This window comes from Thalassospira sp. MCCC 1A01428 (assembly GCF_002115825.1).
GTDB lineage: Bacteria > Pseudomonadota > Alphaproteobacteria > Rhodospirillales > Thalassospiraceae > Thalassospira.
This window is the reverse complement of sequence record NZ_JFJZ01000001.1, coordinates 199,202-225,074: the sequence shown is the minus strand read 5'-3', so window position 1 is coordinate 225,074 and position 25,873 is coordinate 199,202. Positions and strand designations below refer to the sequence as shown.

The 25,873-nt window shown below is 54.6% G+C and carries 25 protein-coding genes; 10 read left to right on the top strand and 15 right to left on the bottom strand.

All coding sequences use genetic code 11. The features are described from left to right. The first annotated feature begins 61 nt into the window (after positions 1–61). On the top strand, positions 62–1,543 hold the full coding sequence (locus THS27_RS01025) for a M48 family metalloprotease (protein WP_246832787.1): 1,482 nt from the start codon (positions 62–64) through the stop codon (positions 1,541–1,543). 120 nt (positions 1,544–1,663) lie between these two features. On the opposite strand, the gene THS27_RS01020 is transcribed toward THS27_RS01025, so the two are convergent. From THS27_RS01020 to fdxA, 3 genes are all read right to left on the bottom strand, one after another. After that, entirely contained in the window at positions 1,664–2,473 is an 810-nt protein-coding gene (locus THS27_RS01020; protein ID WP_085587141.1) for a hypothetical protein, read from the bottom strand. Between the two features lie 90 nt (positions 2,474–2,563). Then, complete coding sequence (locus tag THS27_RS01015; RefSeq protein ID WP_085587140.1) at positions 2,564–3,064, bottom strand: CarD family transcriptional regulator; 501 nt, start codon at positions 3,062–3,064, stop codon at positions 2,564–2,566. Positions 3,065–3,352: 288 nt separating this feature from the next. Further along, positions 3,353–3,688, bottom strand: coding sequence for a ferredoxin FdxA (gene fdxA, locus THS27_RS01010; RefSeq protein WP_085579562.1), 336 nt, complete (start codon positions 3,686–3,688; stop codon positions 3,353–3,355). A 302-nt stretch (positions 3,689–3,990) separates the two neighbouring features. On the opposite strand from fdxA, the gene THS27_RS01005 reads away from it, so the two are divergent. From THS27_RS01005 to THS27_RS00985, 5 genes are all read left to right on the top strand, one after another. Then, positions 3,991–6,504 (top strand): EAL domain-containing protein, encoded by a 2,514-nt coding sequence (locus THS27_RS01005; RefSeq protein ID WP_246832786.1) that lies wholly within the window; start codon positions 3,991–3,993, stop codon positions 6,502–6,504. A gap of 95 nt (positions 6,505–6,599) precedes the next feature. Next, positions 6,600–6,977: a response regulator gene (locus THS27_RS01000; protein WP_085587262.1), complete on the top strand. Its 378-nt coding sequence runs from the start codon at positions 6,600–6,602 to the stop codon at positions 6,975–6,977. Next, positions 6,970–7,602 carry a chemotaxis protein CheC gene (locus THS27_RS00995; protein ID WP_085587139.1) on the top strand — a complete coding sequence of 211 codons (633 nt, stop codon included), beginning with the start codon at positions 6,970–6,972 and terminating at the stop codon, positions 7,600–7,602. The genes THS27_RS01000 and THS27_RS00995 overlap by 8 nt, the downstream gene beginning before the upstream one ends. 53 nt (positions 7,603–7,655) lie before the next feature. Next, a complete protein-coding gene (locus tag THS27_RS00990; protein WP_085587138.1) occupies positions 7,656–9,257 on the top strand; it encodes a PAS domain-containing sensor histidine kinase in 1,602 nt (533 codons plus the stop codon). A 56-nt stretch (positions 9,258–9,313) separates the two neighbouring features. Beyond that, the gene (locus tag THS27_RS00985; RefSeq protein WP_085587137.1) at positions 9,314–9,697 is read left to right on the top strand and encodes a MerR family DNA-binding transcriptional regulator; all 384 of its coding nucleotides are present in this window, start codon (positions 9,314–9,316) and stop codon (positions 9,695–9,697) included. 41 nt (positions 9,698–9,738) lie between these two features. On the opposite strand, the gene THS27_RS00980 is transcribed toward THS27_RS00985, so the two are convergent. After that, positions 9,739–10,590 (bottom strand): LysR family transcriptional regulator, encoded by an 852-nt coding sequence (locus THS27_RS00980; RefSeq protein ID WP_085587136.1) that lies wholly within the window; start codon positions 10,588–10,590, stop codon positions 9,739–9,741. A gap of 157 nt (positions 10,591–10,747) precedes the next feature. Here THS27_RS00980 and THS27_RS00975 point away from each other — a divergent pair, with 157 nt between their 5' ends. Next, a complete protein-coding gene (locus tag THS27_RS00975; protein WP_246832785.1) occupies positions 10,748–11,941 on the top strand; it encodes an MFS transporter in 1,194 nt (397 codons plus the stop codon). A 158-nt stretch (positions 11,942–12,099) separates the two neighbouring features. On the opposite strand, the gene THS27_RS00970 is transcribed toward THS27_RS00975, so the two are convergent. Continuing rightward, positions 12,100–12,486 (bottom strand): YbaN family protein, encoded by a 387-nt coding sequence (locus THS27_RS00970; RefSeq protein ID WP_139835431.1) that lies wholly within the window; start codon positions 12,484–12,486, stop codon positions 12,100–12,102. 141 nt (positions 12,487–12,627) lie between these two features. Here THS27_RS00970 and arfB point away from each other — a divergent pair, with 141 nt between their 5' ends. Both arfB and THS27_RS00960 read left to right on the top strand, forming a co-directional pair. Beyond that, positions 12,628–13,044, top strand: coding sequence for an alternative ribosome rescue aminoacyl-tRNA hydrolase ArfB (arfB, locus tag THS27_RS00965; RefSeq protein ID WP_085587134.1), 417 nt, complete (start codon positions 12,628–12,630; stop codon positions 13,042–13,044). A gap of 283 nt (positions 13,045–13,327) precedes the next feature. Then, complete coding sequence (locus tag THS27_RS00960; protein ID WP_085587133.1) at positions 13,328–14,125, top strand: acyl-[acyl-carrier-protein] thioesterase; 798 nt, start codon at positions 13,328–13,330, stop codon at positions 14,123–14,125. Between the two features lie 108 nt (positions 14,126–14,233). Here the strand turns inward: THS27_RS00960 and THS27_RS00955 are convergent, their stop codons facing one another. Beyond that, a complete protein-coding gene (locus tag THS27_RS00955; RefSeq protein ID WP_085587132.1) occupies positions 14,234–15,661 on the bottom strand; it encodes an aldehyde dehydrogenase family protein in 1,428 nt (475 codons plus the stop codon). Positions 15,662–15,773: 112 nt separating this feature from the next. On the opposite strand from THS27_RS00955, the gene THS27_RS00950 reads away from it, so the two are divergent. Further along, positions 15,774–16,712 (top strand): LysR family transcriptional regulator, encoded by a 939-nt coding sequence (locus THS27_RS00950; RefSeq protein ID WP_085587131.1) that lies wholly within the window; start codon positions 15,774–15,776, stop codon positions 16,710–16,712. A gap of 50 nt (positions 16,713–16,762) precedes the next feature. Here the strand turns inward: THS27_RS00950 and THS27_RS00945 are convergent, their stop codons facing one another. The 9 genes from THS27_RS00945 to THS27_RS00905 all read right to left on the bottom strand — a co-directional run bounded on the left by THS27_RS00945 (position 16,763) and on the right by THS27_RS00905 (position 25,819). Beyond that, positions 16,763–17,383 (bottom strand): ribonuclease HII, encoded by a 621-nt coding sequence (locus THS27_RS00945; RefSeq protein ID WP_085587260.1) that lies wholly within the window; start codon positions 17,381–17,383, stop codon positions 16,763–16,765. 168 nt (positions 17,384–17,551) lie between these two features. Then, positions 17,552–17,962 carry a VOC family protein gene (locus tag THS27_RS00940; RefSeq protein WP_210402792.1) on the bottom strand — a complete coding sequence of 137 codons (411 nt, stop codon included), beginning with the start codon at positions 17,960–17,962 and terminating at the stop codon, positions 17,552–17,554. Positions 17,963–18,149: 187 nt separating this feature from the next. Further along, positions 18,150–18,569 (bottom strand): Na+/H+ antiporter subunit G, encoded by a 420-nt coding sequence (locus THS27_RS00935; RefSeq protein WP_085587130.1) that lies wholly within the window; start codon positions 18,567–18,569, stop codon positions 18,150–18,152. 11 nt (positions 18,570–18,580) lie between these two features. After that, on the bottom strand, positions 18,581–18,850 hold the full coding sequence (locus tag THS27_RS00930; RefSeq protein WP_085587129.1) for a K+/H+ antiporter subunit F: 270 nt from the start codon (positions 18,848–18,850) through the stop codon (positions 18,581–18,583). Continuing rightward, on the bottom strand, positions 18,847–19,341 hold the full coding sequence (locus tag THS27_RS00925) for a Na+/H+ antiporter subunit E (protein ID WP_246832784.1): 495 nt from the start codon (positions 19,339–19,341) through the stop codon (positions 18,847–18,849). Before THS27_RS00925 ends, THS27_RS00930 begins: the two co-directional genes overlap by 4 nt. A gap of 18 nt (positions 19,342–19,359) precedes the next feature. Further along, entirely contained in the window at positions 19,360–20,916 is a 1,557-nt protein-coding gene (locus THS27_RS00920; protein ID WP_085587127.1) for a monovalent cation/H+ antiporter subunit D, read from the bottom strand. Then, the gene (locus THS27_RS00915) at positions 20,916–21,269 is read right to left on the bottom strand and encodes a Na+/H+ antiporter subunit C (RefSeq protein WP_085587126.1); all 354 of its coding nucleotides are present in this window, start codon (positions 21,267–21,269) and stop codon (positions 20,916–20,918) included. The genes THS27_RS00920 and THS27_RS00915 overlap by 1 nt, the downstream gene beginning before the upstream one ends. A gap of 4 nt (positions 21,270–21,273) precedes the next feature. Continuing rightward, on the bottom strand, positions 21,274–24,141 hold the full coding sequence (locus THS27_RS00910; protein WP_085587125.1) for a monovalent cation/H+ antiporter subunit A: 2,868 nt from the start codon (positions 24,139–24,141) through the stop codon (positions 21,274–21,276). 472 nt (positions 24,142–24,613) lie between these two features. Further along, positions 24,614–25,819, bottom strand: a complete 1,206-nt coding sequence (locus THS27_RS00905; protein WP_085587124.1) for an MFS transporter — start codon at positions 25,817–25,819, stop codon at positions 24,614–24,616. Positions 25,820–25,873 lie beyond the last annotated feature (54 nt).

Below are 25,873 nucleotides of genomic sequence, written 5' to 3'. Positions count from 1 at the left end.
AGGGTCATCTCCCTGTTAATGCACCGGCCCCCATACCGGACATAAAGCGGAGGCAAAGATAGTGACAGGTTGGCAGCACAAGCGCAAAGCACGAACAGCATCCCTGTGGGTTGCTCTTGGATTTATGGGTGCACTTGCGGGTTGTTCGACCAACCCCGCCACCGGCGAAGACACCTTTACCGCCTTTATGCCCCCGGCACAGGAAGCCGAAGTTGGCGCCGAGGAACACCCGAAAATCCTTAAGGAATTTGGTGGCAGTTATGACGCCAAGGACCTGCCGTCCTATGTTACGGAAATTGGGAACAAACTGGCCGCCGTTACCGAAACCCCGAACCAGAAATTCACCTTTACCGTGCTCGATTCGCCTATCGTCAACGCCTTTGCCTTGCCCGGCGGCTATGTCTATGTCACCCGTGGCCTGTTGGCACTGGCATCAAACGAAGCCGAACTGGCCGGGGTTCTGGCCCACGAAATAGGCCATGTCGTTGCCCGCCATTCAGCCCAGCGTTATAGCCGGGGCGTCTTAACCCAGGTCCTGGCTGGTGGTTTATCCGCCGCCATTGGCAATGGCGCGGGCGATGTGATTGGCATGGGGGCAAATGCCTATATGCAGTCTTTCTCGCGCGAGCATGAATTTGAAGCCGACAAACTGGGTGTGCGCTATCTTTCACGCGCCGGCTATGACCCGGCGGCAATGGCAAGTTTCCTTAAAAAGCTGCGCGCCCATTCGCAATTGCAGGCCGAACTGGCCGGGCGTTCGCCCGAGGATGTTGACCAGTTCGACATCATGGCAACCCACCCGCGCACTGTTGACCGTATTGAACAGGCCCGTGCGGCCGCCAACACCCCGGTATCAGGCACCCCGCGCCTTGAAGCCGTTAAATACATGACTGAAATCGACGGCATCATGTATGGCGATGGCCCCGAAAACGGCTTTGTTCGCGGGCGTAAATTTGTTCATGTGCCGCTGGATTTCTATTTTGAAATTCCCGACGGCTTTTCGATGATCAACCAGCCCGACGCCGTAGTTGCCCAGGATAATCAGGGCGCGACGATCATTTTTGAAGGTGCCCCCGCTGCGGCACAAAGCAACCCCGGTGCCTATCTGCAACGCGGCTTTTCCAAATCGGTGCAGTTGCGTGATATTCAAACCATCGACGTCAACGGCCAAAAAGCCGCGACCGGCTCGGCCGACGTATCGCTTAAATCAGGGACAAAAGCACGCCTGCGCGTCGTTGCCATCGTACATGGTAAATCCGCGTTTCAGTTCCTGTTCCTGACCCCGCTTGACCGGGCTGACAGCTATAATCTTGCCCTGCGCCGCACGACCTATAGCTTCCGCTCCCTTACCGCTGCCGAGAAAAAACAGTATCACGCCCTTTCGATCAAGGTTCGCGCCGTTAACCCGGGCTATACCATTGATACATTTGTAAAATCGATGGCGGTTGATCGTCGGCCCGAAGAAACGTTTGACGTTTTGAACGGCATTGAAAACGGGCAACTCCCGCCCGAAGGGTCGCTGGTCAAGGTGATCAAGGAATAGCTTTTCGCCCAAAACAGACAAAACCCCGTCAGTTCCAGTTGAACTGACGGGGTTTTTTATATCCGGCTGGCGAAATGATATATCGGCCTGGGCATCCATCATTCCATCAACAATACGACCTTAACTTTCAATACGGTCAACAATCTGACCATTCGGCCCGATGGCGGCCGCAACCAGTTTACCGCCGCGCCCGGCCCCCCCATCAAGGGAAAGGGTATATTCGCGTTCGGAAATGCCCGGGGTTGTATTCGACGCCCCGCGAATAATGCGCGTGCAATCATAATACTGTTCAGTAATCGCTTCGAACATCGATCCACCCCACCAGAAGGTATCGGTTTGGGCCGTCAGGGCACGCGATGAATCCAGGCCCGCATGCACAAAAATAAGCGACCCGTCGCTGACATAGGCCGCATGTTTTAAATCTGCCATCAACGCCCCATGCCCGCCATGGCGGCGCAAGGCATCGCTAAGCTGGCTGGTCCATTGCGAAATAAGATGTGCCCCCTGGCGCATGGTGGCCTGCACCGTTGCCGGGTTAAAACCATAAGCCCGGACAATGCCTGCCGCCCCGCGCGACAACATCCATTCAAAGACTTCACCGGGGTTGGGCGCAAATTGCAATTGCTGCAATTTGGTCAGCATTTCTTCGGCAGCACCGCGTAAAAACACGATATCGCCCAGATCAACACCATCCTGGGCAATGAAAAACCGGCGAAACAGCAATACTTCGTTAATCGCGGCAAGCACGTTTTCGCCGGGGCCATCGCCCCAGTAATTGCCGGTATATACCAGCCGGTCACCCGCACGGATTTTGCGCGCCAGCTTGGCGTGCACCGCCTGCAATGCAGCAAAATCGCCATTAACAGCCCCGACAACCCAGATACGGTCGGCAGGTTTTAACGACGCCAGAACGACAGCTGCTTGCGCCATGACATGCTCCTGATGAAAAAACCGGCCCAAGAATAAACCCCGGACCGGTTTTAAGAAAGTATATGCTGATGGTACGCCCGCAAACGCGGATCAGGCAGCTTTTTGCAAAAGTTTTTCCAGCTTGCCCGATGCCTTGTCCTTGTCGATCTTTTCGATCGCGGCCAGTTCGTCTACCAGGCGCTCAAACGCAGCTTCGTAAATCTGACGTTCGGAAAAGGACTGCTCAGGCTGGGTCGCCGAACGGTGCAAATCGCGCACAACTTCGGCAATTGAAACCGGGTCACCCGAATTGATTTTGGCTTCATATTCCTGGGCGCGACGTGACCACATGGTCCGTTTAACGCGCGCACGGCCTTTAAGGGTGATCAGGGCAGAATCCATCTGCTTTTTCGAAGACAGCTTGCGCAGACCCGAGTTGCCCACCTTGTTCACCGGCACCCGAAGCGTCATACGGCTGGAGTCAAAAGTGATCACATAAAGGCGCAGTTCCTGACCTGCAATTGCCTGGGTTTCAAGGCCATCAACACAGCCAACACCATGCGCAGGGTAGACAACAAAATCGCCAACAGCAAAGGGCAACTTATCCGACATCAAAGCTTCCTTCCGGCCTGAAAAGGCCTGGTCATTTAAAACACCTTGGTCCCAACGACGCGAAGGCACAACACGACCATGCTTTTGGCTTAGTCGCGGTAACAGACAGGTAATAAAACGGAAATCCGACAGTGCGGAATGGAGCCTGCCGAGCCCTCAACGCGAAGAAGGACCATAACACAACTGACCGGCCGATCACAGAACTTTTCTGTGCGGCCGGGTCAATGCTGCCATGCGCAGAAATTCATCCTGCGCTGTTTTACAGGTCTTTCAGGCCAGTATGACCAATCAGTCACCCGTGCCCGGGGCCTCGGACAAAAGCTCGGCCTTGCCGGGTTTGCCATCCCATTCCGCCGCATCGGCCGGTGCATCGCCCTTGCGGGTAATATTCGGCCAGATTTCGGCAAATTTGCGGTTCACTTCCAGCCAGTTATCCAAATTCGGTTCCGTATCTGGAATAATGGCTTCGGCCGGACATTCGGGTTCGCAGACACCGCAATCAATGCATTCATCAGGATGAATAACCAGAAAGTTTTCACCTTCATAAAAGCAATCGACGGGGCAAACCTCGACGCAGTCCTGATACTTACACTTGATGCAGTTTTCTGTCACCACATAGGTCATGGTGTAACTCCGTACAGGTTGCGGGGCCTGTGGCGGCTGCGCCCACCGTCGGCCTTATTTCTCTCTCTCGGCCATTGGTTATCACGCAGGGATGCTGTGTGCAACTCTCATAAAACACTACTTTTTGCAGTAGTATTTGCCACATCCATTCACCGCCCGATAATGATCGAATCACGACATCATTTTGTAATTATTGTCAAAATCCAAATCCGGTTCATAAAATATATTTCCAAAACCCCTCCCGAACGAGCCTTGCAACAATTGCAATTCTGCTGCCCTTAACATACTGTTTGCATCCTCGAGTGGTCGCAGAACCATATTTTGGGGTGTGGATAGCGGAGGCTGGCCTGACGAATGCGAGGCTCCAGTGGCAGAATCGCCTGTCTTTCAAGCAGGCGCGGGCCGCTGTCATCATAACATTGTTGATTGGCGTTGGCTTCAGTGCGCTCCAGATTTTCTGGGACCTGCATGGAGAACGCAACCAGATTGACCGAACCGTTAACCAGGTTCTCTCGACAGTTCGGGAATCGGCAACCCAGGCGGCCTATGGTCTGGATGAAACCCTGGCTGAACGGGTGGTTTCGGGTCTTTTTGAATATGAACCCATTTACATTGCCCGCTTGCGCGATGATTTCGGCAATGTTCTGGCCAAACAGCAACGCCAGCAGACCTCGTCAAACCTGAACTGGCTCACCTCGTTAATGTTTGGTGATAACCAGCATTATGAAATCCCGCTAACCATTGGCGACTCCGCCGATCTGGTCGGCTATCTTGAAATTGATGTCGATACCGGCCTGATTGGTGCGGGCTTTATTAACCGTTCCGTCATGATCCTGGCATCCGGGCTGGTGCGCAATTTCCTGCTGGGCATAGCCTTGACGGTGTTTTTCTACATTGCCCTGACCAAACCGCTTTTGCGGCTGGTGCATTCCCTGCGCCAGGTCGACCCGGCAAGCCCCGCCACCACCAAAGTCGATATTCCCGCCAACCATATGACCGACGAACTGGGCCTGCTGGCACAGTCAACCAACGGCCTGTTGATGGAAATTGACGACAATTTATGGCGCCTGCGCGAAGCAGAACAAAGCCTGCGCGAACGCGAAAGCCGCCTGCGCGGCATTATGCAAAACGTCGCCGACGGCATTTTAAGTGTCGATTCGGATTGCCTTATCCTGCAATGCAATCCGGCCTGCCTGCAATTGTTGCACCTGCCCGAAAACACCGAACTGATCGGGCGCAGCCTGTATGACTTTATTGTGGATGCGTCCCAGCTCAACCTGTCGCAGGCGCTGGAACAAACCGAACGCAAGGACGCATCCTTTCGACCGGTTCTCGATCAATCGATTGAACTGGTGTTGCGGTGTGCTGATGGTGGCAAAATTCGTGTTGCCGCTGTTTTCCGGCCCATGCAATTTGAAGACAACCTTCTTTACACAGTTGTCTTTCACGATGTGACAGCACAGCGGCGCTATGAGGAACGTCTGGTCTATATGGCCAATCACGACCCGCTCACCGACCTTCCCAACCGCTCGATGCTGGAACTTAGCCTGCACAAGGCCCTGGGCGATTACCGCGAGCCCAACACCCTGCCCCCCGACGAAACCGCACAGCCCCTGACGGCCACGGCCTTGCTGTTCATCGATCTGGACCGCTTTAAACTGGTCAATGACAGTTTGGGTCACGATTTTGGCGACCTGCTACTCAAGGAGGTCGCCCATCGCCTGCGCAGTGTTATCCGCCGCAGCGACACGCTGGGGCGTTTGGGCGGCGATGAATTCCTTATCATCATTCCCCATCTGACCGAAACACAGGAAGCCGCAACGCTTGGGCAAACCGTGCTGGATGCATTTTCGCCCGCCTTTGAAATTCGCGGTCGCCAGTTATTTGTTTCGCCGTCAATTGGCATTGCGCTAAGCCCGGCCGATGGCGACGACTTTGCCACCCTGATGCGCAATGCCGATGCTGCAATGTACAGCGCCAAGGCCCGCGGTGGCGGCACCTATCATTTCTTTACCAAGATGATGAATGAAAGTGCCATGGCCCGCCTGGCGATGGAAAACGACCTGCGCGACGCCATCAAGCGCGAACAGTTCGAAGTTTATTATCAGCCCAAAATTCATCTTTCCACCGGCCGCCTTTCCGGGCTGGAGGCCCTGCTGCGCTGGAACCGGCCCGGGCGCGGGTTTGTTTCGCCCATGCAGTTCATTCCCATCGCCGAGGAAACCGGCCTGATCGCCAAAATTGGCGAATGGGTCCTGCGGCGCGTTTGTCAGCAAATCATCGAATGGGATGCCGACGGCGTGGCCCCGGTGGTGATTGCAGTAAACCTTTCCACCCGCCAGTTGATCGAAGGGCGCATCACCGAAACAATTTCGAATATTTTACAGGAAACCGGCGTGCCCGCATCGCGCCTTGTGCTGGAAATTACCGAAACCGTGATGATGCAGGGCATGAACCGCGCCGTTGCGATTTTAACCGAAATCCGCCGTTTGGGTGTTCAGATCGCAATTGACGATTTTGGCACCGGCTATTCATCGCTCACCTATTTAAAACGCCTGCCCATCAATTCAATTAAGATCGACAGGTCGTTCATTCGCGATATCACAACCGACCCCGACGATGCCGCCATCACCAACACCATTATTCTTATGGGCCGAAATCTGGGCCTGCGCGTCATTGCCGAAGGGGTTGAAACCACCGAACAGCTGGAATTTTTGCGCGCCCATGATTGCGACGAAATTCAGGGTTTCCTGATTTCCGAACCAAGGCCGCCCGCCGAAATCGTGGTATTGATGGAACAACTGGAACAGGCATAACAATCTGCCCTATACTGGCGAAATCGTTTAAACTGGCAATGCCCCGGCAGGGCTTCCAGGCAAACAGCTTTATGCTGCACCATTTTGAGGATTTCATGTCGCATCCCCGTTCCGTCCTTCTGGTTGATGACAGCAAATTTGCCCGGCTTCTGGTCAAGGCATTTATCGAAAGCAGCTTTCCCGGCTGGTCGGTTGACGAAGCCGCCGATGCCAGCGAAGCCCAGATAAAGGCCGACAGCCAGTCCTATGACTATTTCATCATCGATTTCAACATGCCCGGTAAAAACGGTCTTGAACTTGGTGCCGACATTCGCCAGCAACATCCTCATGCCGTGGTCGCCCTGCTCACGGCCAATATCCAGCAGGACATCCAGAAAAAGGCCGACCTGCTGGGCATGGACTTTATCGCCAAACCGCCGACCCAGGAAAAAATCACGGCCTATTTCACAGGCAAAGAATCAGCCCATGATTGATTTATCCGATCTTGAACGCGATACCATCACCGAGCTGATCAATATCGGTGTCGGCCGGGCTGCGGCATCACTTTCGGAAATGGTCGATCAATCCGTTGAACTGACTGTCCCTTCCATCAGCTTTGTCCAGCGGTTTTCAGATGCCAATCTGATCGCCGCCCCCAGCGAGGTGGTCTCTGCCGTCACGCAAAGTTTCAATGGCCCGTTTAATGGCGATGCCCTGCTGGTTTTTCCTGAAAGGCGCAGTCTGGAGCTGGTGCGCCGGCTGCTTCAGGTTGATGTCCCGCTTGACAGTCTGAGCGACCTTGAGCAGGAAGCCCTGATGGAGGTTGGCAATATCATTCTCAATGCCTGCCTGGGCAGTATTTCAAACGTTCTGGGCCATCCGATCAATTGTTCAATGCCGGTTTTCCGCAAATGCGAAACCCGCGATCTGATGCCAGACATCAGCCCGGTTCACGGCCTGGATGAAGAAACGACGGCCCCGTTTTTGCTTATTTTGCATGTTCAGTTCATGCTGCGGGAAAACGATATCGACGGCTATGTTCTGTTTGTCATGGATCTGGACTCGATCCAGACCTTGAAACAAATGGTCCAGCGTTATCTGGCGCACGCGCTCAGCTGACATAACAAGCCCTCGTGCTACCGGCACCTCCGGCTGCAAGGAGCAACCAGGCCATGCCTCATGGCGACAAAAACCGACCCGACAACGACGCACAGCTGCCAGACAGCCCCGCCACCTGGAGCGGCGATCTTTACCTAACCCTGCTTGAAACCGCAGATGTCGGGATTATCACCATTGACCAGGACAGAAAAATTCTTTTCTGGAACAACTGGATGGAAAAGGCATCGGGGCAAAAGACCGCATCGGTAACGGGAAAAACCCTGGCAGACGTGTTTGGCGATGCCATCCCCACCCGACTGAATAATGCCATTCGCGATTGCCTGAGCCTTGGCATGCCCGCCATGATTTCCCCATCCCTGAACAAATCGGTTCTGCCGCTGCGCCCCTTGCCGCAATTTGCCGAGAAATTTCCGCAAATGCAGCAATCGATCCGTATTCAGCCTGTCCGCATTTCACCAAACGTCCTGCTATGTTCAATCACGGTGCGCGATGTGACGCTGGCCGTACAGCGCGACCAGCTGTTGCGCCGCCAGGCGGCTGAACTGGCCGAACTGGTGACCAAAACCCGCCGCAGCGAAGACCGCACAAGGGCAATTTTACAAAACACCATCGATGCCATTCTGGTCGCGTCCGAAGATGGCACACTCGAACCGCTTAATGCACGCGCCCAGGAACTGTGCGGCCCGCAGGGCGACCCGGAAATTAAAAACATCATCCGGTTTTTATTGCCCGATAGCGGCAACAACCCGCCGCCCAAGCCCCCCAGCGACCGCTTACTAACCGATCTTGGCACCGGTGTTATCGAAATTCTGGCGTGCCCGGCCAACGGCCACAATATTCCGCTTGAAGTGGCCATCAGCCATTTTACCGCCTATGGCCGCTATCACTATATCATCACGCTTCGCGACATTTCCCAGCGCAAACGCCACGAAATGGAAATCCAGAACACAATGCAGGAGCTTGAAAACTCCAACGCGGAACTGGAACAATTTGCCTATGCCGCCTCGCACGATTTGCAGGAACCGCTGCGCATGGTGTCAAGTTATACCCAGCTTTTGGCGCGGCGCTATCGCGACAAGCTTGATGATACCGCCGACGAATTTATTCATTATGCCGTTGATGGCACCCGGCGCATGCAACGCATGATCGACGACCTGTTAACCCTGTCTCGGGTCGGGCGGCATGGCAAACCATTTCAGTCTGTCGCGCTGGCAGGGCTGTTTGATGCCATCGAAGCCAACCTGAAACGCGCCGATGCCGCCCCGGCGGGTAATATCATGCGCGCACCGGACCTACCTGTTGTCGTCGGGGACCCCAGCCAGCTGTTGCAGCTGTTTCAAAATCTGGTGTCAAACGGGTTGAAATACAGTAACCCCGAGCAAGCCGAGGTCCGCATTTCTGCCCGCGAATTTGACAGTTTCTGGCGCATTTCGGTGTCCGACAACGGCATTGGCATCGACCCGCAATATCACGCCAGCATTTTTGAAATTTTCAAACGCCTGCATGGCTATGGCGAATATGCCGGTACCGGCATTGGTCTTGCCCTTTGCAAAAAAATTGTCGAACGTCACGGCGGCAATATCCATGTCGAAAGCGCGCCCGACGAAGGCAGTACCTTCCATGTCGATTTGCCAAAGGACCACAGTGTATTGTGATTATGGGCAAAACCATGTAGCTTTCGTTTACGTAAGCGTAAACTTAAAAGAAATACATGACTGACAGTTTTTCCATTACCGATCTTGCCCGCGAATTTGATGTCACAACCCGCACCATTCGTTTTTACGAAGATCAGGGGTTGATTGCACCACAGCGCCAGGGACAAACCCGCATTTATGGCCAGCGCGACCGTGTACGATTACGCCTGATCATGCGTGGGAAACGGCTGGGCTTTGCACTTAAGGAAATTCGCGATCTTCTCGATCTTTATGAAACAGATCGCAGCGAAATTACCCAGCTTACCATCCTGATCAACAAAATTGACGAACGCCGCGATGCCTTGCGCAAACAACGCGACGACATCAACGCCACAATTGATGAACTCGACCTGCTTGAAGAAAACTGCCAGCAGGAACTTAGCCGTAAATCTGCTGGATAATGTTTCCCCCGCCAATATCGGGCTCTTCAGCCTGGGCCGGGTTAGGTCGCAATATGCTTAACCACCAGGTCAACAAATGCCCGCAAACGGCCAAGGTCGCGTAAATCGCGGTGGTATCCCATCCAGATAGACCGCGTCGGTGGCTCGTCCATCCCGCCAAGCTGGCGCAAATTGGGCACCTGATCGCCAAGGGGCCGGGGCAACACGGCAATCCCAAGGCCACTTGCGCACATACGCGCCTGAATATGGCGGTTATTGCTACGCAAGCCAATCCCCGCCCGGGGAAACCGGTCCTGTAACCACATGGTATCGGGATAGCTGCCGGTAGAGGCATCCATTGTCAGTAATCGTTGTCCTTCGCCGTCGCCCACCGTTGGATCAGGCAAATTTCGGGCGATATAAACCCCATAGGGCATATCAAGCAACCGGCGTTGAACGATATCGCGGTTGTTGAACGGTACAATGCGAAAGGCCAAATCGGCTTCGCGCCGGGCCAGATTATACAGCCGGGCGCTAATCAGCATTTCAACCTCGACCGCCGGATATTTTTCGCTAAATTCCTTCAGGACCGGGGGTAAAACATATCCCCCAAACCAGTCAGCACAGGATAACCGCACAATCCCTTCCGGTTCCTGTCGTCCGCCAGCCAACCGGCGCTCCAGCGCAAGGGCATTTTCTTCCATCTGCTCGGCCAGGGCAAAAACCGATCGCCCCTCGTCCGTCAGGATATAGCCTTCGGCTGTTCGCTGAAAAAGCACCTGTCCGGTGGCTTCTTCCAGCGCGCGCAACCGCCGCCCTGCGGTGGGATGACTGATTTTCAACGTGCGTGCCGCCGCACCAAGCGTTCCCGCCCGCGCCACCGCCAGAAAAACCCGCACATCGCTCCAGTCCATATAGGCGTCCCTCCGGTTTGCCTGACAATGCTGTAAACAACGTCCATCACCAGGCCCGTACAAATTTGAACGAACAAAGTGCATCATTGTTCATTGATAAACAATGATCATCGGCGCACAACAGCACAAATCCAATTTCCCGATCACAGGAAAAACAATGTCCATATCGAACACTGCCGATGCGCCGTTCAGGCTGCGTCGCCCCCTCGTTTTTGCCATGTCTGCGGCCACCGGCATTGCCGTTGCCAACATCTATTACAACCAGCCGATGTTAAATATCATCTCGCAGGATCTGCCTCATGCAGCATCCCTGATATCGCCTGTCACCCAGCTTGGTTATGCGCTGGGTCTGTTTTTGCTTGTGCCTTTGGGGGATATGTTTAACCGCCGCAAACTTGTCATCGGGCAATTTATCATTCTGGCGGCCGCGCTGTTATTGCTTGCTACCGCTGCGTCAACCGCCATGATTGTCGTTGCTTCAATCCTTGTTGGCATGAGCGCAACAGTCGCCCAGCAAATTATCCCGTTTGCCGCCCATCTCAGCGCCCCTGAACGGCGCGGTGCCACCGTTGGCACCATCATGTCGGGGCTTTTGGCCGGAATATTGCTAAGCCGGACCATCGCCGGATATGTCGCAACCGGCATGGGCTGGCGGGCAATGTTCTTTATTGCCGTACCCGTGGCACTGGCTGCGGCGGTGGCCATGTTTGCCGCCCTGCCGAACGACCATAAAACAGCCCCGGCCAGCTATCCCAAACTTATTGGATCGATGCGTCATTTATGGCGCGACTACCCCGAATTACGCCGTGCAGCCCTTACCCAGGCCCTGCTTTTCGCGGGGTTCTCGGCATTCTGGACGGTGCTGCCCTTTTTGCTGGCGCAGCCACAATTTGGTTTCGGGGCTGAAATTGCCGGCTTGTTTGGTATCGTCGGCATGATCGGTGTGCTGGCAGCCCCGATTGCCGGGCGACTGGCCGATCACCGTGGCCCGCGAATTGTAGTACGCTTTGGTGTATCTGTCGTTCTTGCATCATGGGTGCTGTTTGCGACCTCAACCAGTATTTCCGCCCTGATCATTGGCGTTATCCTGCTTGATTTCGGCATTCAGTCCGCCATGGTTTCAAACCAGCATATTATCTATTCGCTCGAACCTGCCGCCCGCGCACGTATCAACACCATTTTTATGGCGACCATGTTTATTGGCGGGTCGGTGGGCTCTGCTTTGGGGATATGGGTATGGAATCATGGTGGCTGGGCCGATGTTACAGCCATAATCATTGCAGCCAGCATTCTGGCTATCTTGCTACAACTCCGTCCCCTGCGCCCGCAGCAAAATCCCGGCGCGAATTAACCCGTCCCCGTCCTGGCCGTTGGCAAAAGCGCCCTAAAAACAGATACAACACAGGGACGATCAAATTTTCCGATCGTCCCTTGCGTATTGGCAAACCACACGGGGTTGCAGGTTATTTTTTGCTAACAGTGCCGTTGCGCGCGGTGCCGGACAGCAGGCTAATCCGTTTCAGAAACCGAAACGCGCGGGCTGGACGGGCGCGAAAAAATGAAAATACACACTGGTACGGCAACCATTACCTGGACCATAATCACCCACGGCGTTTTAACAAAAATAACCGATGCGCCAATCATAAGGACAAAGGCACTTGCTGCCATGATTTTGGCCCGACGGCTGATTACACCATGTTCATTCCAGTGCCGCAGCGACGGCCCCAAATGCGGATGATTATAAAGCCAAGCATGCGCACGCGGAGACCCTTTGCCAAACAGCCATGCTGCCAGCAAAATAAACGGGGTCGTTGGCAATAATGGTAAAAAGATGCCCAACACACCAAGACCAACTGCCAACCAACCAAAAACAAGATAAATATGACCAGGATGCACGTTTTTATTCCCACAGGGCCCGCCACAGCATTGACGAAGCAATTTCATACAATGTAGTCAGCCCATTGGGAAACTTCAATTGCACTTATGCAAACAATAATGATTTTCATTATAAATTGCTGCCGTGCGGGAACAGGAACCATGATTGATATTGGCAGCGGCCTGTATTTTGACGAACGCCATCTGGAATTTCAGTTCATCCGATCCTCAGGGCCGGGTGGGCAGAATGTCAACAAAGTTGCCAGTGCGGTTCAAATGCGCGTGCGAATTGATGATTTGCACGAACTGCCCCTGCGCGTGCGCGACCGGCTAAAGGAAATTGGCGGTAACCGCGTCACCACACAAAACGAACTGATCATAGAAGCCCAGCGTTTTCGCACCCAGGAACGCAACAAACAGGATGCAATCGAACGTCTTGTCGCCATGCTGCGCAAGGCAACGGAACGTAAAAAATATCGCGTAAAAACCCGCCCGACCCTGGCCTCGAAACGCCGCCGCATTGACACCAAAAAGAAACGTGGCGACACCAAAAAAATGCGCAAAAGCCCGACGGACTAACGAAAGCCGCACGCAATAATCCCGGTTTAACCGGCCCTGTTATGCCCTGTTTACGATAATCCGCTTGGCCCGCCTGCCATGTTAATGCTCAGTCGCACCCCTGTCGTTTTTCAGCGATGCACCGCGCTAGTTTATTGTCCATCACCACACGCGGCGCCGGCCCCTTTGTTGCCCTGCCCTTGGCCTTTTGGTCAGATTGCCCGGTCGGTTTAACCGGCCTATCGTTGGCATAATGTTATGCGCCCGCCCCGCCCCAAAATGAAGCAAAATACAGGAACGCCCCATGCCCGATCCTGACTGGAGCCACATTGTCAGCGCCGCCCTGCCCGATAATTGCGGCTGGCGCGGGCAATATCGTGTGCGCTATTCCGAAATCGGCCAAAACGGTTTGGCAACCCTGCCTGCCCTGGCCGATTATATGCAGGATGCGGCTGGTTGGGGGGCCAAACGGTTGGCACTGGCCTATGATGATACCGTGGGTCGCGGTGTGGCGTGGGTTTTGGCGCGCATGGCTATCATCGTGCGGCACTATCCGGCCAACGGCGAAACCATCACCATTGAAACATGGCCCTCGGGGTTTGCCCATCGCATGGCCAGCCGCGATTTCCGCCTGATCGACGAAAGCGGGTCTGTCTGTGCTGTTGCGCAAAGTTTCTGGGCCCTGTTTGATTTACAGGCCCGGCGGGCCGCGCGCTGGCCAGACTGGCTCATCGCGCGCCTGCCCGATCCCCCCGGCCCGAAACTGATCGAGGTTTCCCAGCGCCCGGCACATCCCCCCGCCAATATGACAATGACAGACCATATTACCGCCCGGGCATCTGACCTTGATATTTATGGTCACGTCAATAACGTACGACTGATGCAATGGGTGCTAGCAACAGCCAAAGATGGCAAGCCGGATTTTCAACCTGCCGGTCTCGATATCCAGTTTCGGGCTGAATGCCGGTTTCAGGACAATGTTATCATCCGTGCGCAGGATGATTACGCCACCATCAGCCAGCGGGATGCCGGCACCTCAAAAGACGATGATAACAGCAACGTCGCATTCACCGATCTTGTGCGCGCGCAAATCCTGCGCTAATGGCAGTATAAATTTGCGGCCTCGCCGCAACTCCAAAAGGCAGCATGTAAACGCCATGCTACCTTTTGTGTTTTATATTCTAAACCTGTTCGATCCGGCAATCACACCTTACGCCGGAAATTCCCGCGCATGAATGGCCTTGGGTTCCAAATGTGTTTCCAACCCGAAGACGCCAAATTCCCGCCCCAGTCCGGATTGCTTGAAGCCCCCAAACGGCGCCTGTGGCTCATGGAAAAGCCCATTGACCAGCACACGCCCGGCATTGATCTGCCGGGCAACGCGATATGCCCGTTCGTCATCGCTGGAAAACACATAAGCCTGCAGTCCGTAATCCGTGTCATTGGCAATCGTGATCGCGTCTTCTTCGCTGTCATAGGCAATCAGGCACAGAACGGGGCCAAAAATTTCCTCGCGGGCGATGGTCATATCGTTGGTCACATCCCCAAACAAAGTCGGGCGGACAAAATAGCCCCCCAACCCCTCCGGGTGGCCCGGCCCGCCAATCAGCACTCTGGCACCTTCCGCGATGCCTTTATGAATATAGCCCTGCACACGGTCATATTGTGCCTGGCTGACCATCGGGCCGATCTGGCTTTGCGGGTTATCGGGCATATCCACGACCATCGCCTTTACCACCGCAATGGCGGCGTCTTCGGCCTGTTTCATCATAGGGCGGGGGATCAAAATACGCGTTCCGGCAACGCAAGCCTGGCCGCTATTCAGAAAACCCGCCGCAATCGCCAGCGGAATGATGTCGTTTAAATCGGCATCATCCAAAATCACGGTTGGTGATTTCCCGCCCAGTTCCAGTGTCACGCGTTTCATGGTTTCCGCACCATTGCGCCAAATGCGTTTGCCAACACGGGTTGAACCGGTAAACGAAATTTTGGCAATGTCCTGATGCAGGCTAATATGTTCGCCCACCACATCGCCCCGGCCATTGACCACATTCAAAATCCCGTCGGGCAGGCCAGCCTTGTGCAGGGCGCGTATCAGGATATCGGTTTGCAGGGCACTCATTTCACTGGGCTTGATGACTGTGGTGCAACCTGCAGCCACGGCCGTTGCCAGCTTGTTGGTGATAAAGCCGGCATTGCTGTTCCAGGGGGTAATCACGCCAACCACACCAACCGGCGTCATTTCCACCCGGGTTGCCTTGATGGGACGGACGAACTCGTAATTCTTCAGGGCCTCGGCCATCGCCAGAAAATTATGGCCCATCATGTCCATCCAGTTGTGCATGATGCCAACCGGCCCGCCATATTCCTCAACTACAGCGGCCAGAAGCTCTTCCTTGCAGGGGATAACCGCATCATGCAGGGCATGAAGCATTTCAAGGCGCTGCTGGCCGGTGGTGGCGGCAATGGCCGGAAAGGCAGCCTTGGCGGCGGCAATGGCACGGTCGGCATCGGCTTCATTTCCCAGCCTTACCTTGCCAATCACCGCCCCGGTTGCCGGGTTATGCAAATCGGAAAAGTCAGTGCCAATAGGCGTTTCAAACCGGCCATTTATATAAATTTCATCAATTAAATGCATCACGCCATCCTTTGTTCAAACAGGGTCATTTCCCGCTGGGACAAAGATAGGCAGATAGCTATATTTAGATAAGCAGGACAAACCTGCATGTAATGTTTGGAAAATCACAACAATGCATAAATCAGGCCTGGTTGAACTTGAAGCCGTTCTTGCCGTGGCCCGGCGGGGAAATTTTCGCGCTGCTGCCCATGATCTTGATATGTCGCCATCCGCGCTTAGCAACGCCATTGCCGGGCTGGAACAGCGACTTGATGTGCGCCTGTTTAACCGCACCACACGCAGTGTTTCCCTGACCGAGGCCGGGGCACAATTTGTCGAACAAATCGCCCCGGCCCTTTCGCGCATTCATCAGGCAGTGGAAAACATCAACACCCATCGCGATACACCCAATGGCACCCTGCGCATCAATGCCTATGCCGGGGCGGCGCGGCAGGTTTTCACCCCCGTCGTGGTCGAATTCATGAAACGCTTTCCCGACATGCAGGTCGAAATTGTTACCCAAACCCAGTTTATCGATATCGTCGAAGACGGCTTTGATGGTGGCCTGCGCCATTTGGACGATGTCCCGCGCGATATGATCGCCATTCCTGCCGGCCCGGCGATGGAATTTGCCGTGGTGGCTGCCCCGGTCTATTTCACAAACCGGCCCAAACCCCACGCCCCTGATGACCTGCTGCATCATGACTGCATCAAATCACGACTGGGAAGCGGCGCAATCTATCGCTGGGAATTTGAACATAACGGCCTTGCCAGCAGCCTTGAGGTTCCCGGCAAGCTGGTTCTCGATGAAATCAACCTGCTGCTTGATGCTGCGCGGGCGGGCATCGGCATTGCCAACCTGCCCTTATCTGCCGTGCAGCACGACATTGCCGCCGGAACTCTGGTGCGGGTACTGGCAGACTGGGCACCGGTATTTTCCCGGCTGGCGTTTTATTATCCCAGCCGCAAACATGTTTCGGCTGGGTTGCGGGCCTTCATTACGCTTCTGCGCGAATTTGAAACCCGCCGCCAGCACGAAGATATTCCCTATGGTCCGATGATCCCGTCTTGATGCAAGGTAGGGCTGATCACCGGGTCAGTACGACATCACGCCCTTGCCCATCAAGCCTGTTCAAGTGCTTCAAATAACAGGGCAACGGGCTTGAAACTGCGGCGATGGTGTACCGTTGGCCCGGCATAATTTAAACCATCCATATGCTTTTTCACGCCATAACCGGCATTACCTTCCCAGCCAAAATGCGGATAACGCACTGCAAGCCTTGCCATGGCGCGATCACGCACCACCTTGGCAACAATGGATGCCGCCGCAATCGACAGCGATTTGCTATCGCCCTTGACCACGGTTTGCACCGCGCAAGGCAACCCCGGATCCCGGTTGCCATCGACCAATGCCTGGTCAGGTAATTCCGGCAGGCGGGCAACAGCGCGACGCATGGCAACATAGGTCGCCTGCAAAATATTGATCCGGTCAATCTCGCGCACCGATGCCGCACCAATGCCAACAATCGCGCAGTCAAATATCATGGCCGCCAGCATCTCGCGTTTTTTAGCCGACAATTTTTTCGAATCATTTAGCTGGTCATAAAGCACGTCCAGCGCCACATCAGAGCGCGGTAAAACCACCGCGGCCGCAACCACCGGCCCGGCCAGCGGCCCGCGCCCTACCTCGTCTATTCCGGTGACAATGCCGGTATACTGGTCTTCTATTGTAAAATCGGGCATGCCCGCAAATACCTGTCTTACCTGCCCCGCACCGATATGATCACGGCCAGCATTGCACATCTGGATTTCTGCGGTGTCGTATCATTTTGGTTATTGCATCAAAACGGTTTCTTTACGTCCCGCCTAAATTGCACAGGGTTAAATTGCACAGGGTCGCACTAAAAGCGCTTAGTTCCCTGCTGCCCCCTCAGCAGCAGCATAGCAAACCGCCTGCAATTTGTTACCATCGGGATCGCGGACATAGGCCGCATAATAATTCGGACCATAATGGGGCCGTAAACCCGGCTCGCCTTCCGTCGTGCCGCCAAACTTTAGCGCCTGTTGATGAAACAGACGAACCTGGGCGCGCGTATCTGCAATGAAGGCAACATGTGTGCCATTTCCCCAAGTCGCCGGGCGACCATCTTCCGGAGTATAAATGTAAATTGTCGGCATCTGGCCATCGCGTTCGTAGGCCAACGGTTTTTCGGCAGGTTTGGGCAACCTCGAAAAGCCAATTGCACCCAAAACAGCATCATAAAATTTTGCCGAACGACCCTTATCATTCGTTCCCAAAGTGATGTGGCTGATAATGGACACTGAAAGCCTCCGTTATTTTTGTAGATGTTGCATTTTAGCATTCTCTGGGTCGGGAACGGGTCAAATTCCGGCAAACCCGGCATCACAGATTACCCCGTGCGCCCGTATAATCAACAAAAACACCGGTCCCGCTGCCGGAACCGGTGTTGATCATATGCATCCTTGCGCGCAAATAGAAGCCGATTGCTCAGTCCGTTTTGCGGGCTTCTTCCTGCGGTAATTTACCCGGATCTTTGGGGTATTCTTCGGGATGGCGGGGGTCAAACGTGGCCCAGCCTTCCTTTTCGCCGGTATGGGGCAATTCTTCATGAGGATCGACATGGCGCAGCAGATACGCCTTGCCAATCAAATTGGCGGTAATCGGTGCTGTCAGAAACAAAAAGATCGTAATCAGCAATTCATGAATGGTGAATGTGCCCTGTTCGATCCAGAAAAACAGCATCGAGGCGATCAAAATCGAACCAACGCCCACGGTCGTTGCCTTGGTCGGGGCATGCAGGCGCATCAACAAATGGGGCAGTTTCACCAGCCCGAACGAACCGATCAGGGTGAACAACCCGCCGATCACAATCAGAACAGAAATGACAAGTTCAGCAAAAAATTCCATCACATCCATTCCTATTCGATGATGTCGCCGCGCAGCACGAACTTGCAATAGGCCACGGTGGACACAAAACCAACCATCGCAAACAGCAGGGCGGCTTCAAAATACATCGATGTCGCCCGGCCAATGCCATACAGCACCAAAAGCGCGATGCCATTAATCGCCATCGTATCAACCGCCAAAACCCGGTCCGCAATGGTTGGCCCGAATGACAAACGCCACAAATTGATCAGCAACGACAGACCCGCGCACACAAACGCAAAATTCAGGGCATATTCTATCATTCGAAAATCTCCTTCAAACGGCGTTCGTAGCGCGATTTGATATCGTCAATCACCCCTTGCGGGTCAGGGGCATGCAGGCAATGCACCAGAAGCGACCGTGCATCGCGCGACAGATCGACCGTAACGGTACCAGGCGTCATGGTAATGGTACCGGCAAGGGCGGTAATGGCTTCTGGCGATGTCAGATCCAGCGGCACGGTAACGCTGGCGGGTTCCAGGCTGTCTGCCTTGCGAAACAGAACCAGCCCTGCCACCACGACATTGGCAACCAGAATATCCCACAGAACAATCAGGCCATATTCGCAAATCGCCCAGATATTGCCGACCTTGGGCCGCCCCGGCCAGAAGCTCTGGCTGATCAACGGAATAATTACAGCCAGAATAACGGCAAACACCACCGTACCAACCGAAATCTCGTTGGCCAGCATCACCCAGATTACAATCAGGGCCACGCTGAGCAGCGGGTGGGGAAGATAACGTTTCAACATCATCACTGTCCTTTCTGCTGCTTATTGCGCAAACGGCGCAACGGTGGTGATCTCGGCAACGGGGGTATCGGCCCCCATTACCGCGCGGATATAGTCGGTGGTATCAAACAGTTCGGCACTGGTATCGTGCAAATAACCGGTGATCGGCCCGGCAAACACGGTTAACGCCACCAGCATCGCCAGCATCATGCCCGCCGCAATAACGGTTTGTTTGGGAAATGCCTGGTCCGATGCGGTTTGAATTTCGCCTTCTACCGCCGAACTTTTCCAGAAAAGAACACTGCCCGCGCGGCCAAAACCAACGATATTCAGGAACGATGTTCCCAGGATAACCACCCAGATCCACACCGCATATTGCGATTCACGCGCCGCAGACAGGATTTGCAATTTCCCCAAAAACCCGGACAAAGGCGGCAGGCTTGCCATGGCAATGGCGGCCATAAAAAACATCACCGCAATCAAGCCGCTTTGACGAATATCGGGGGCTGAATTAAGGCTGCCGCCATACTGGCCGCGCCGTGAAATAATCAGATCGGCGACCAGAAACATTGCCGCACCGGCAAAGGTGGAATGCAGCATGTAATACAAACCGGCAGCCACAGAATCCGGGGTGAACAGGGAAACCGAAATCATCATGGTCCCCATCGACCCTACCACGGCAAAGGCCACCATGCGGTTAAGCTGCCTTGCCGCCAGCACACCGACCATACCCACAACCAGCGTCACAATCGCCGCGGGCAGCAAATAAGGCGCAACCAGCCACGACAAATCGCCCGCCGACCCGCCAAATGCCAGCGAATACAACCGCAAAATCGAATAGGCACCCACCTTGGTCATAATGGCAAACAGGGCCGCAACCGGGGCCGGAGCATTGGCATAGGTGCCCGGCAACCAAAAGTGCATTGGCACCATGGCGGCTTTGATGCAAAAAACCAGAAACAAAATCAGCGCGCCTGCCTTTAACAAGGCCAGGTCGCTATCGGGAACCAGCGGCACTTTCAGGGCCAGGTCCGCCATATTCAGCGTGCCTGTTACGGCATAAATCAGGCCAACGCCAATCAGAAACAGGCTGGAACCGGTCAGATTCACAACAATATACTGCATCCCGGCTTTAAGGCGGTTTTCACCCGCACCATGCAGCATCAGGCCATAGGACGCGATCAGCAGGACTTCAAAAAACACAAACAGGTTAAAGAAGTCACCGGTCAGAAACGCGCCATTCACCCCCATCAGCTGGAACTGAAACAGGGCATGGAAATGTTTGCCACGTTTGTCCCATTCGCGGGCCGAATAAAACCACACGATGGCGGCCAGAATCGATGTCAGCAACACCATCATCGCCGACAGGCGGTCCAGAACCAGCACAATGCCAAACGGGGTCGGCCAGTTGCCCAGTGCATACATTTCCGGGCCGGTATGGGCGGCATGAAAGACCAGTGCCACCGATACCGCCAGCAACGCCAGCACGGTTGCGGCGGAAAAAACCCGCTGCAACACCAGGTCATGGCGCACCGCCAGAACAGTCAATGCTGCCATAACAGCCGGCAGCACGACGGGAACAATCATCCAGTTACCCATTATTTCTGTTCTCCGGTATCAGTGGGGCCACCGGAAAGTCCATCAACATGGTCATTGCCGATCTCGAGATAGGTTCGCAGGGCCAGCACCACGATCAGCGCTGTCATGCCAAACGAAATAACAATCGCCGTTAACACCAGCGCCTGGGGGATCGGGTCGGTATAGCCCGTTGCGGTATCGCGAATGATCGGCGGCAGGTCTACCTGCAACCGGCCCATGGCAAACAAAAACACGTTCACCGCATAGGACAATAACGACAACCCGATCACGACAGGAAACGTTCTGCCACGCAACAGCATGTAAACGCCACATGCTGTCAGAAGGCCGATACTGCTTGCTACCAGAAACTCCATAATATCAGGCCTCGTTCTGCTGTGGCGACGACAGGGGCCGCCCCGATGACGGATCGTGATCCATCGGTTCGGTGTTGATATCGATATGTTCGGCCATGCGTTCAACCTGCGACAGTTTGGCCAGGGCCAGCATCACCGCCCCCACCACTGTCAGGAACACGCCAAGGTCAAAGCCCATGGCACTGGCAAGTTCAATATCGCCAATAAACGGAATATGGAAATGACCAAAGGTACTGGTCAGGAACGGATAGCCCGCAACCCATGCCCCCATGCCCGTTAACGCCGCCGCAATTACGCCCAGCGCGATCATGGCATGGTAATTGGCCCGCATGCGGTTCTGGGTCCAGCCAAAGCCGGATGCCATATATTGCATGATCAGGGCGATGGAAACGACCAGACCGGCAATAAAGCCGCCACCCGGTTCGTTATGCCCGCGCAGGAAGATGTAAACCCCCACCATTAGCGACAATGGCAACATCACACGCGTTGCAATCACCATCATCAACGGGTGACGTTCGGCTGATTCACGGTGGTCTTTCACCCAGTTCGCCAGGCGTGCCGCAGCCTTGCCGCTGGCAACACTTTCGATCAGGGCAAAAATCGTCAGGGCTGCAATGCCCAGCACCGTAATTTCGCCAAACGTATCGTAACCACGGAAGTCGACCAGAATAACGTTCACAACGTTATGCCCGCCGCCCTGCGACAACGAATTTTGCAGGTAATAATCGGCAATGGTGACACCATCACGGGTCATTACTGCCCACACGGCACCGCCCATGCCAAGGCCCGCGACCACCGCAATCAGTATATCGCGGAAACGCCGCCCGGTCGTGCTTTCACGCGGGGTTTCCTTGGGCAGAATGTTCAGGGCCAGCATCATCAGAATAACGGTCACAACCTCGACCGAAATCTGTGTCAGGGCCAAATCAGGTGCCGACAGGTAAATAAAGCCCAGCGACACAATCAGGCCGATCACACCGACGAACAGCAAAACCAGCAAACGGTTATAGTGCAAAATCAGGGTTGCCGCACAGGTCAGCATCAAAAGCGCCCAGCCGATCACCACCGGCACACTCACCGGCAACAATTCACGTGTTCCGGCAACATATCCGTCATGGGTATAAAAACCGGCCAAACCAATGGCAATGGCCGCCACCACCATAATCGACAGATAAAGCTGCAACGAGCCGCTGTGGAACAGGTCCGTTATGCCACGCGCCAGCCCGACCAGCTTTTGAATAAAGCAATCAAACATCGCCTTGGCTTCGGGCCGCGACAGGTTTTTGGTTGCAGTCATCAGCCCCGGATGGCGCCACAACAGCAACAAACCACCAATAATCGCAATCGCACTTAACATCAGCGGCGTATTAAAACCATGCCACAATGCCAGATGAAATTCCGGCAAAGCCCCGCCAATAACCGCACGCGATGTAACCTCGACCAGCGGCCCCGCCGTTGCCGCCGGGAACAGGCCGATTAACACCACCAGCACGGTCAATAATGCAGGCGGGCCCCACAGACCAATGCCCGGGTCATGGGGGTGATGCGGGTATTCCGGCTGTTTGGGGCCAAAAAACACATGCACAATAAAGCGGAACGAATAAGCCACTGAAAACAGCGCCCCGACCGTAACAAGAACCGGGAAAACCCAATCCTGCCCCTGCCACGCCATATGCAGCGATTCATCAAGCATCATTTCCTTGGACAGGAACCCGTTAAACGGCGGCGTGCCCCCCATCGAGGCCGCGGCAATAACACCAATGGTTGCCGCAATCGGCATCAAGGATGCAAGACCGCCAAGGCGGCGAATGCTGCGCGTGCCGGCTTCGTGGTCAATAATGCCCGCTGTCATAAACAGGGCGGCCTTGAAAGTGGCATGGTTGATGATGTGAAACACACCCGCCACAGCCGCAAGCGGCGTTCCGAAACCAAACAGCATGGTCACAAGGCCAAGGTGACTGACGGTTGAATAGGCCAGAAGCCCTTTCAGATCATCCTTGAACATGGCAATCCAGGCCCCCATCACCATCGTGATCAGGCCCGATGTCGCAACGATGTAAAACCATTCATCCGTGCCCGACAGAACCGGCCACAGCCGCGCCATCAAAAACAACCCGGCTTTCACCATGGTTGCCGAATGCAGATAGGCCGAAACAGGGGTCGGTGCCGCCATGGCGTGGGGCAACCAGAAATGAAACGGAAACTGTGCCGATTTGGTCAGACAGCCCAGCAAAATCAGCACCGTTGCCAGCGCATAAAGCGGCGATGATTTGATCATGTCGCCATGCTGCAAAATCACGCTGATGTCATAGGACCCAACGATATTGCCCAAAATCAGCATCCCGGCAATCATCGAAAGGCCACCGGCCCCGGTCACGGTCAGCGCCATTCGCGCGCCCTGACGACCTTCGGGCAGATGTTTCCAATACCCGATCAGCAGGAACGAGCTTAACGACGTCAGTTCCCAGAAAATCAGCAGCAGCAGGATATTATCGGATGTGACGATGCCGACCATCGCGCCCTGAAACAGCAACAGGAACACATAGAACCGACCCATCGGATCGCTTTTCGACAGATAAAACCGGGCATAAATAATGATTAACAGCCCGATCCCCAAAATCAGGGTGGCAAACAGCAACCCCAACCCGTCGAGGAAGAAATTCACATTAAGGCCCAGGGCGGGCAGCCATTCATATCGGACATGAATCACTTCACCCGCCATAACCGCCGGGGCCAGTGATGCCAGCAATATCAATGCTGTTGATGTCACCAATCCGGCGGCAGTGGCACAGGTGTTACGTCCGGCCCTGATCAATATCGCTGGCAGCAGCGCGCCAAGGAAGGGAAGCAAAACAATGAGGGTAAGACTCATGAAAGACCCTTGTTTTTTGGAAGATGACGCAACGCCCCCGCGCGCGCAGCAAGAAAATTCTGGCAGAACCTAATATTTGTCCTGAATATGGTCAAGAAAACCCCACCCGTGCATTTTTATTACCAAGGGTGCAAACCCACGAACCTGATCGTCGCGGCAACCAATATAAGAACAAATTCCTGCCCGCCCCGGTAAGGCACCCCTGAAACCAGGGACTGGCCGTAGAAATTTGCTTTTATATTGGCTCCCCATTCACCCCCGCACCTACTAAAATGCCTGGGCGCAAAACCTTGAAAGATTGTTATCTTTTCACAATTTCACGCCAAACATCCGCATAAATCCGGGCGATCACGACAATCCTATTAATGGGATCGCACCCTAATGGGTCAAGTGATCCTGATCACCCATGAAAAAGCGCCGTTTTTGCTTTTCTGGCAATATTTTTTTGCATTTTTCCTATGCAAAAGAACGACTAACGCCGTCCTTGCGCCAGTTTAACAGCTTCGGGCATGGCCCGTAATCGCGTCATGGCTATAACCCCCATCACAGGACCAATCGCCAGCATCGCAAAAGATGCCCACCAGCCAAAGGCATCGGCCACCAAAGGCACCAGATGTATCGATATCAACGCAATCAAAAAACCCACCGCATTTTGCAATGTCAGGGCGGTGCCGATATGGGCGGGCTCGGCAAGTTCGATCACACAGGACGAAAACTGGGCAGAATCGGCCACGACCGAAATTCCCCAGATCAGACACACAATCACCAGCACCGGCAACGGCGCCCCGGCCAGTGCCCCTGTTACAAGGGCACAAAACCCGCTCATCGTCATTGCCGCAATCGTAATGGTGGTTCTGCCCCAGCGATCAGCAAATATCCCGCCCAGCAAGCTGCCCAGCGCCCCGATGCCCACAATGGCAAAGGTGGTTAAGGCGGCCCATGCGGCAGCATTATCCATGCCGCGTTCCTGATAGGCGCGAAACAGGAACAACCCCGTCCAGCCCCACATGGCATACAGTTCCCACATATGGCCGAAATAACCATAACCGGCATAGCGTAACGGTTTATCGGCAATAATATGCCCTACCACACGCGGGTCGAACCGGGGCGATCGTGCTGGCGTGCCCCCCAGTTTGACAAACATCACGCCAAAGGCCGCCAGCCAAGCCGAACCGCTTGCCGCCACGATCACCCAGCGCCAGTCAAGTGGCAAGGCAACCGAAAACAAATGCGGCAAGGCCGACCCCAATGTTAGCGCCCCAACCAAAAGCCCAACCAGAAACCCGGTATCACCGCGTGCCCAGGTCGCCACCATTTTCATGCCAATCGGATAGATGCCCGCCATGCACATGCCGGTTAACAGGCGCAGCAAAATAACCACCACACCATCAACCGGCACGGTTAAAATCAGGATATTAGCCGTGCCTGCCACCAACGCACACAGGGCAAAAAAGCGGCGCGGGTCCAACCGGTCGGCCAGGCCCAGAAATGCGCTGATCAGGGTACCAGCAATAAACCCCATCACCACCGAACTGGTAAACAGCGACGATTGCAGCGCGCCCAAATGAAATTCAGCCCGCAATTGCGGCAAAACCGCCGTTGCCGAAAACCACAATGACAGCGCCAAAAGCTGACAAACCGTGATCAGGCTGACTTCAATGGTTTTTGTACCCCGCACCCCGATCCCCCTTTTTTAAAATGATTTTATAATCATACACATATCACCCGCCCT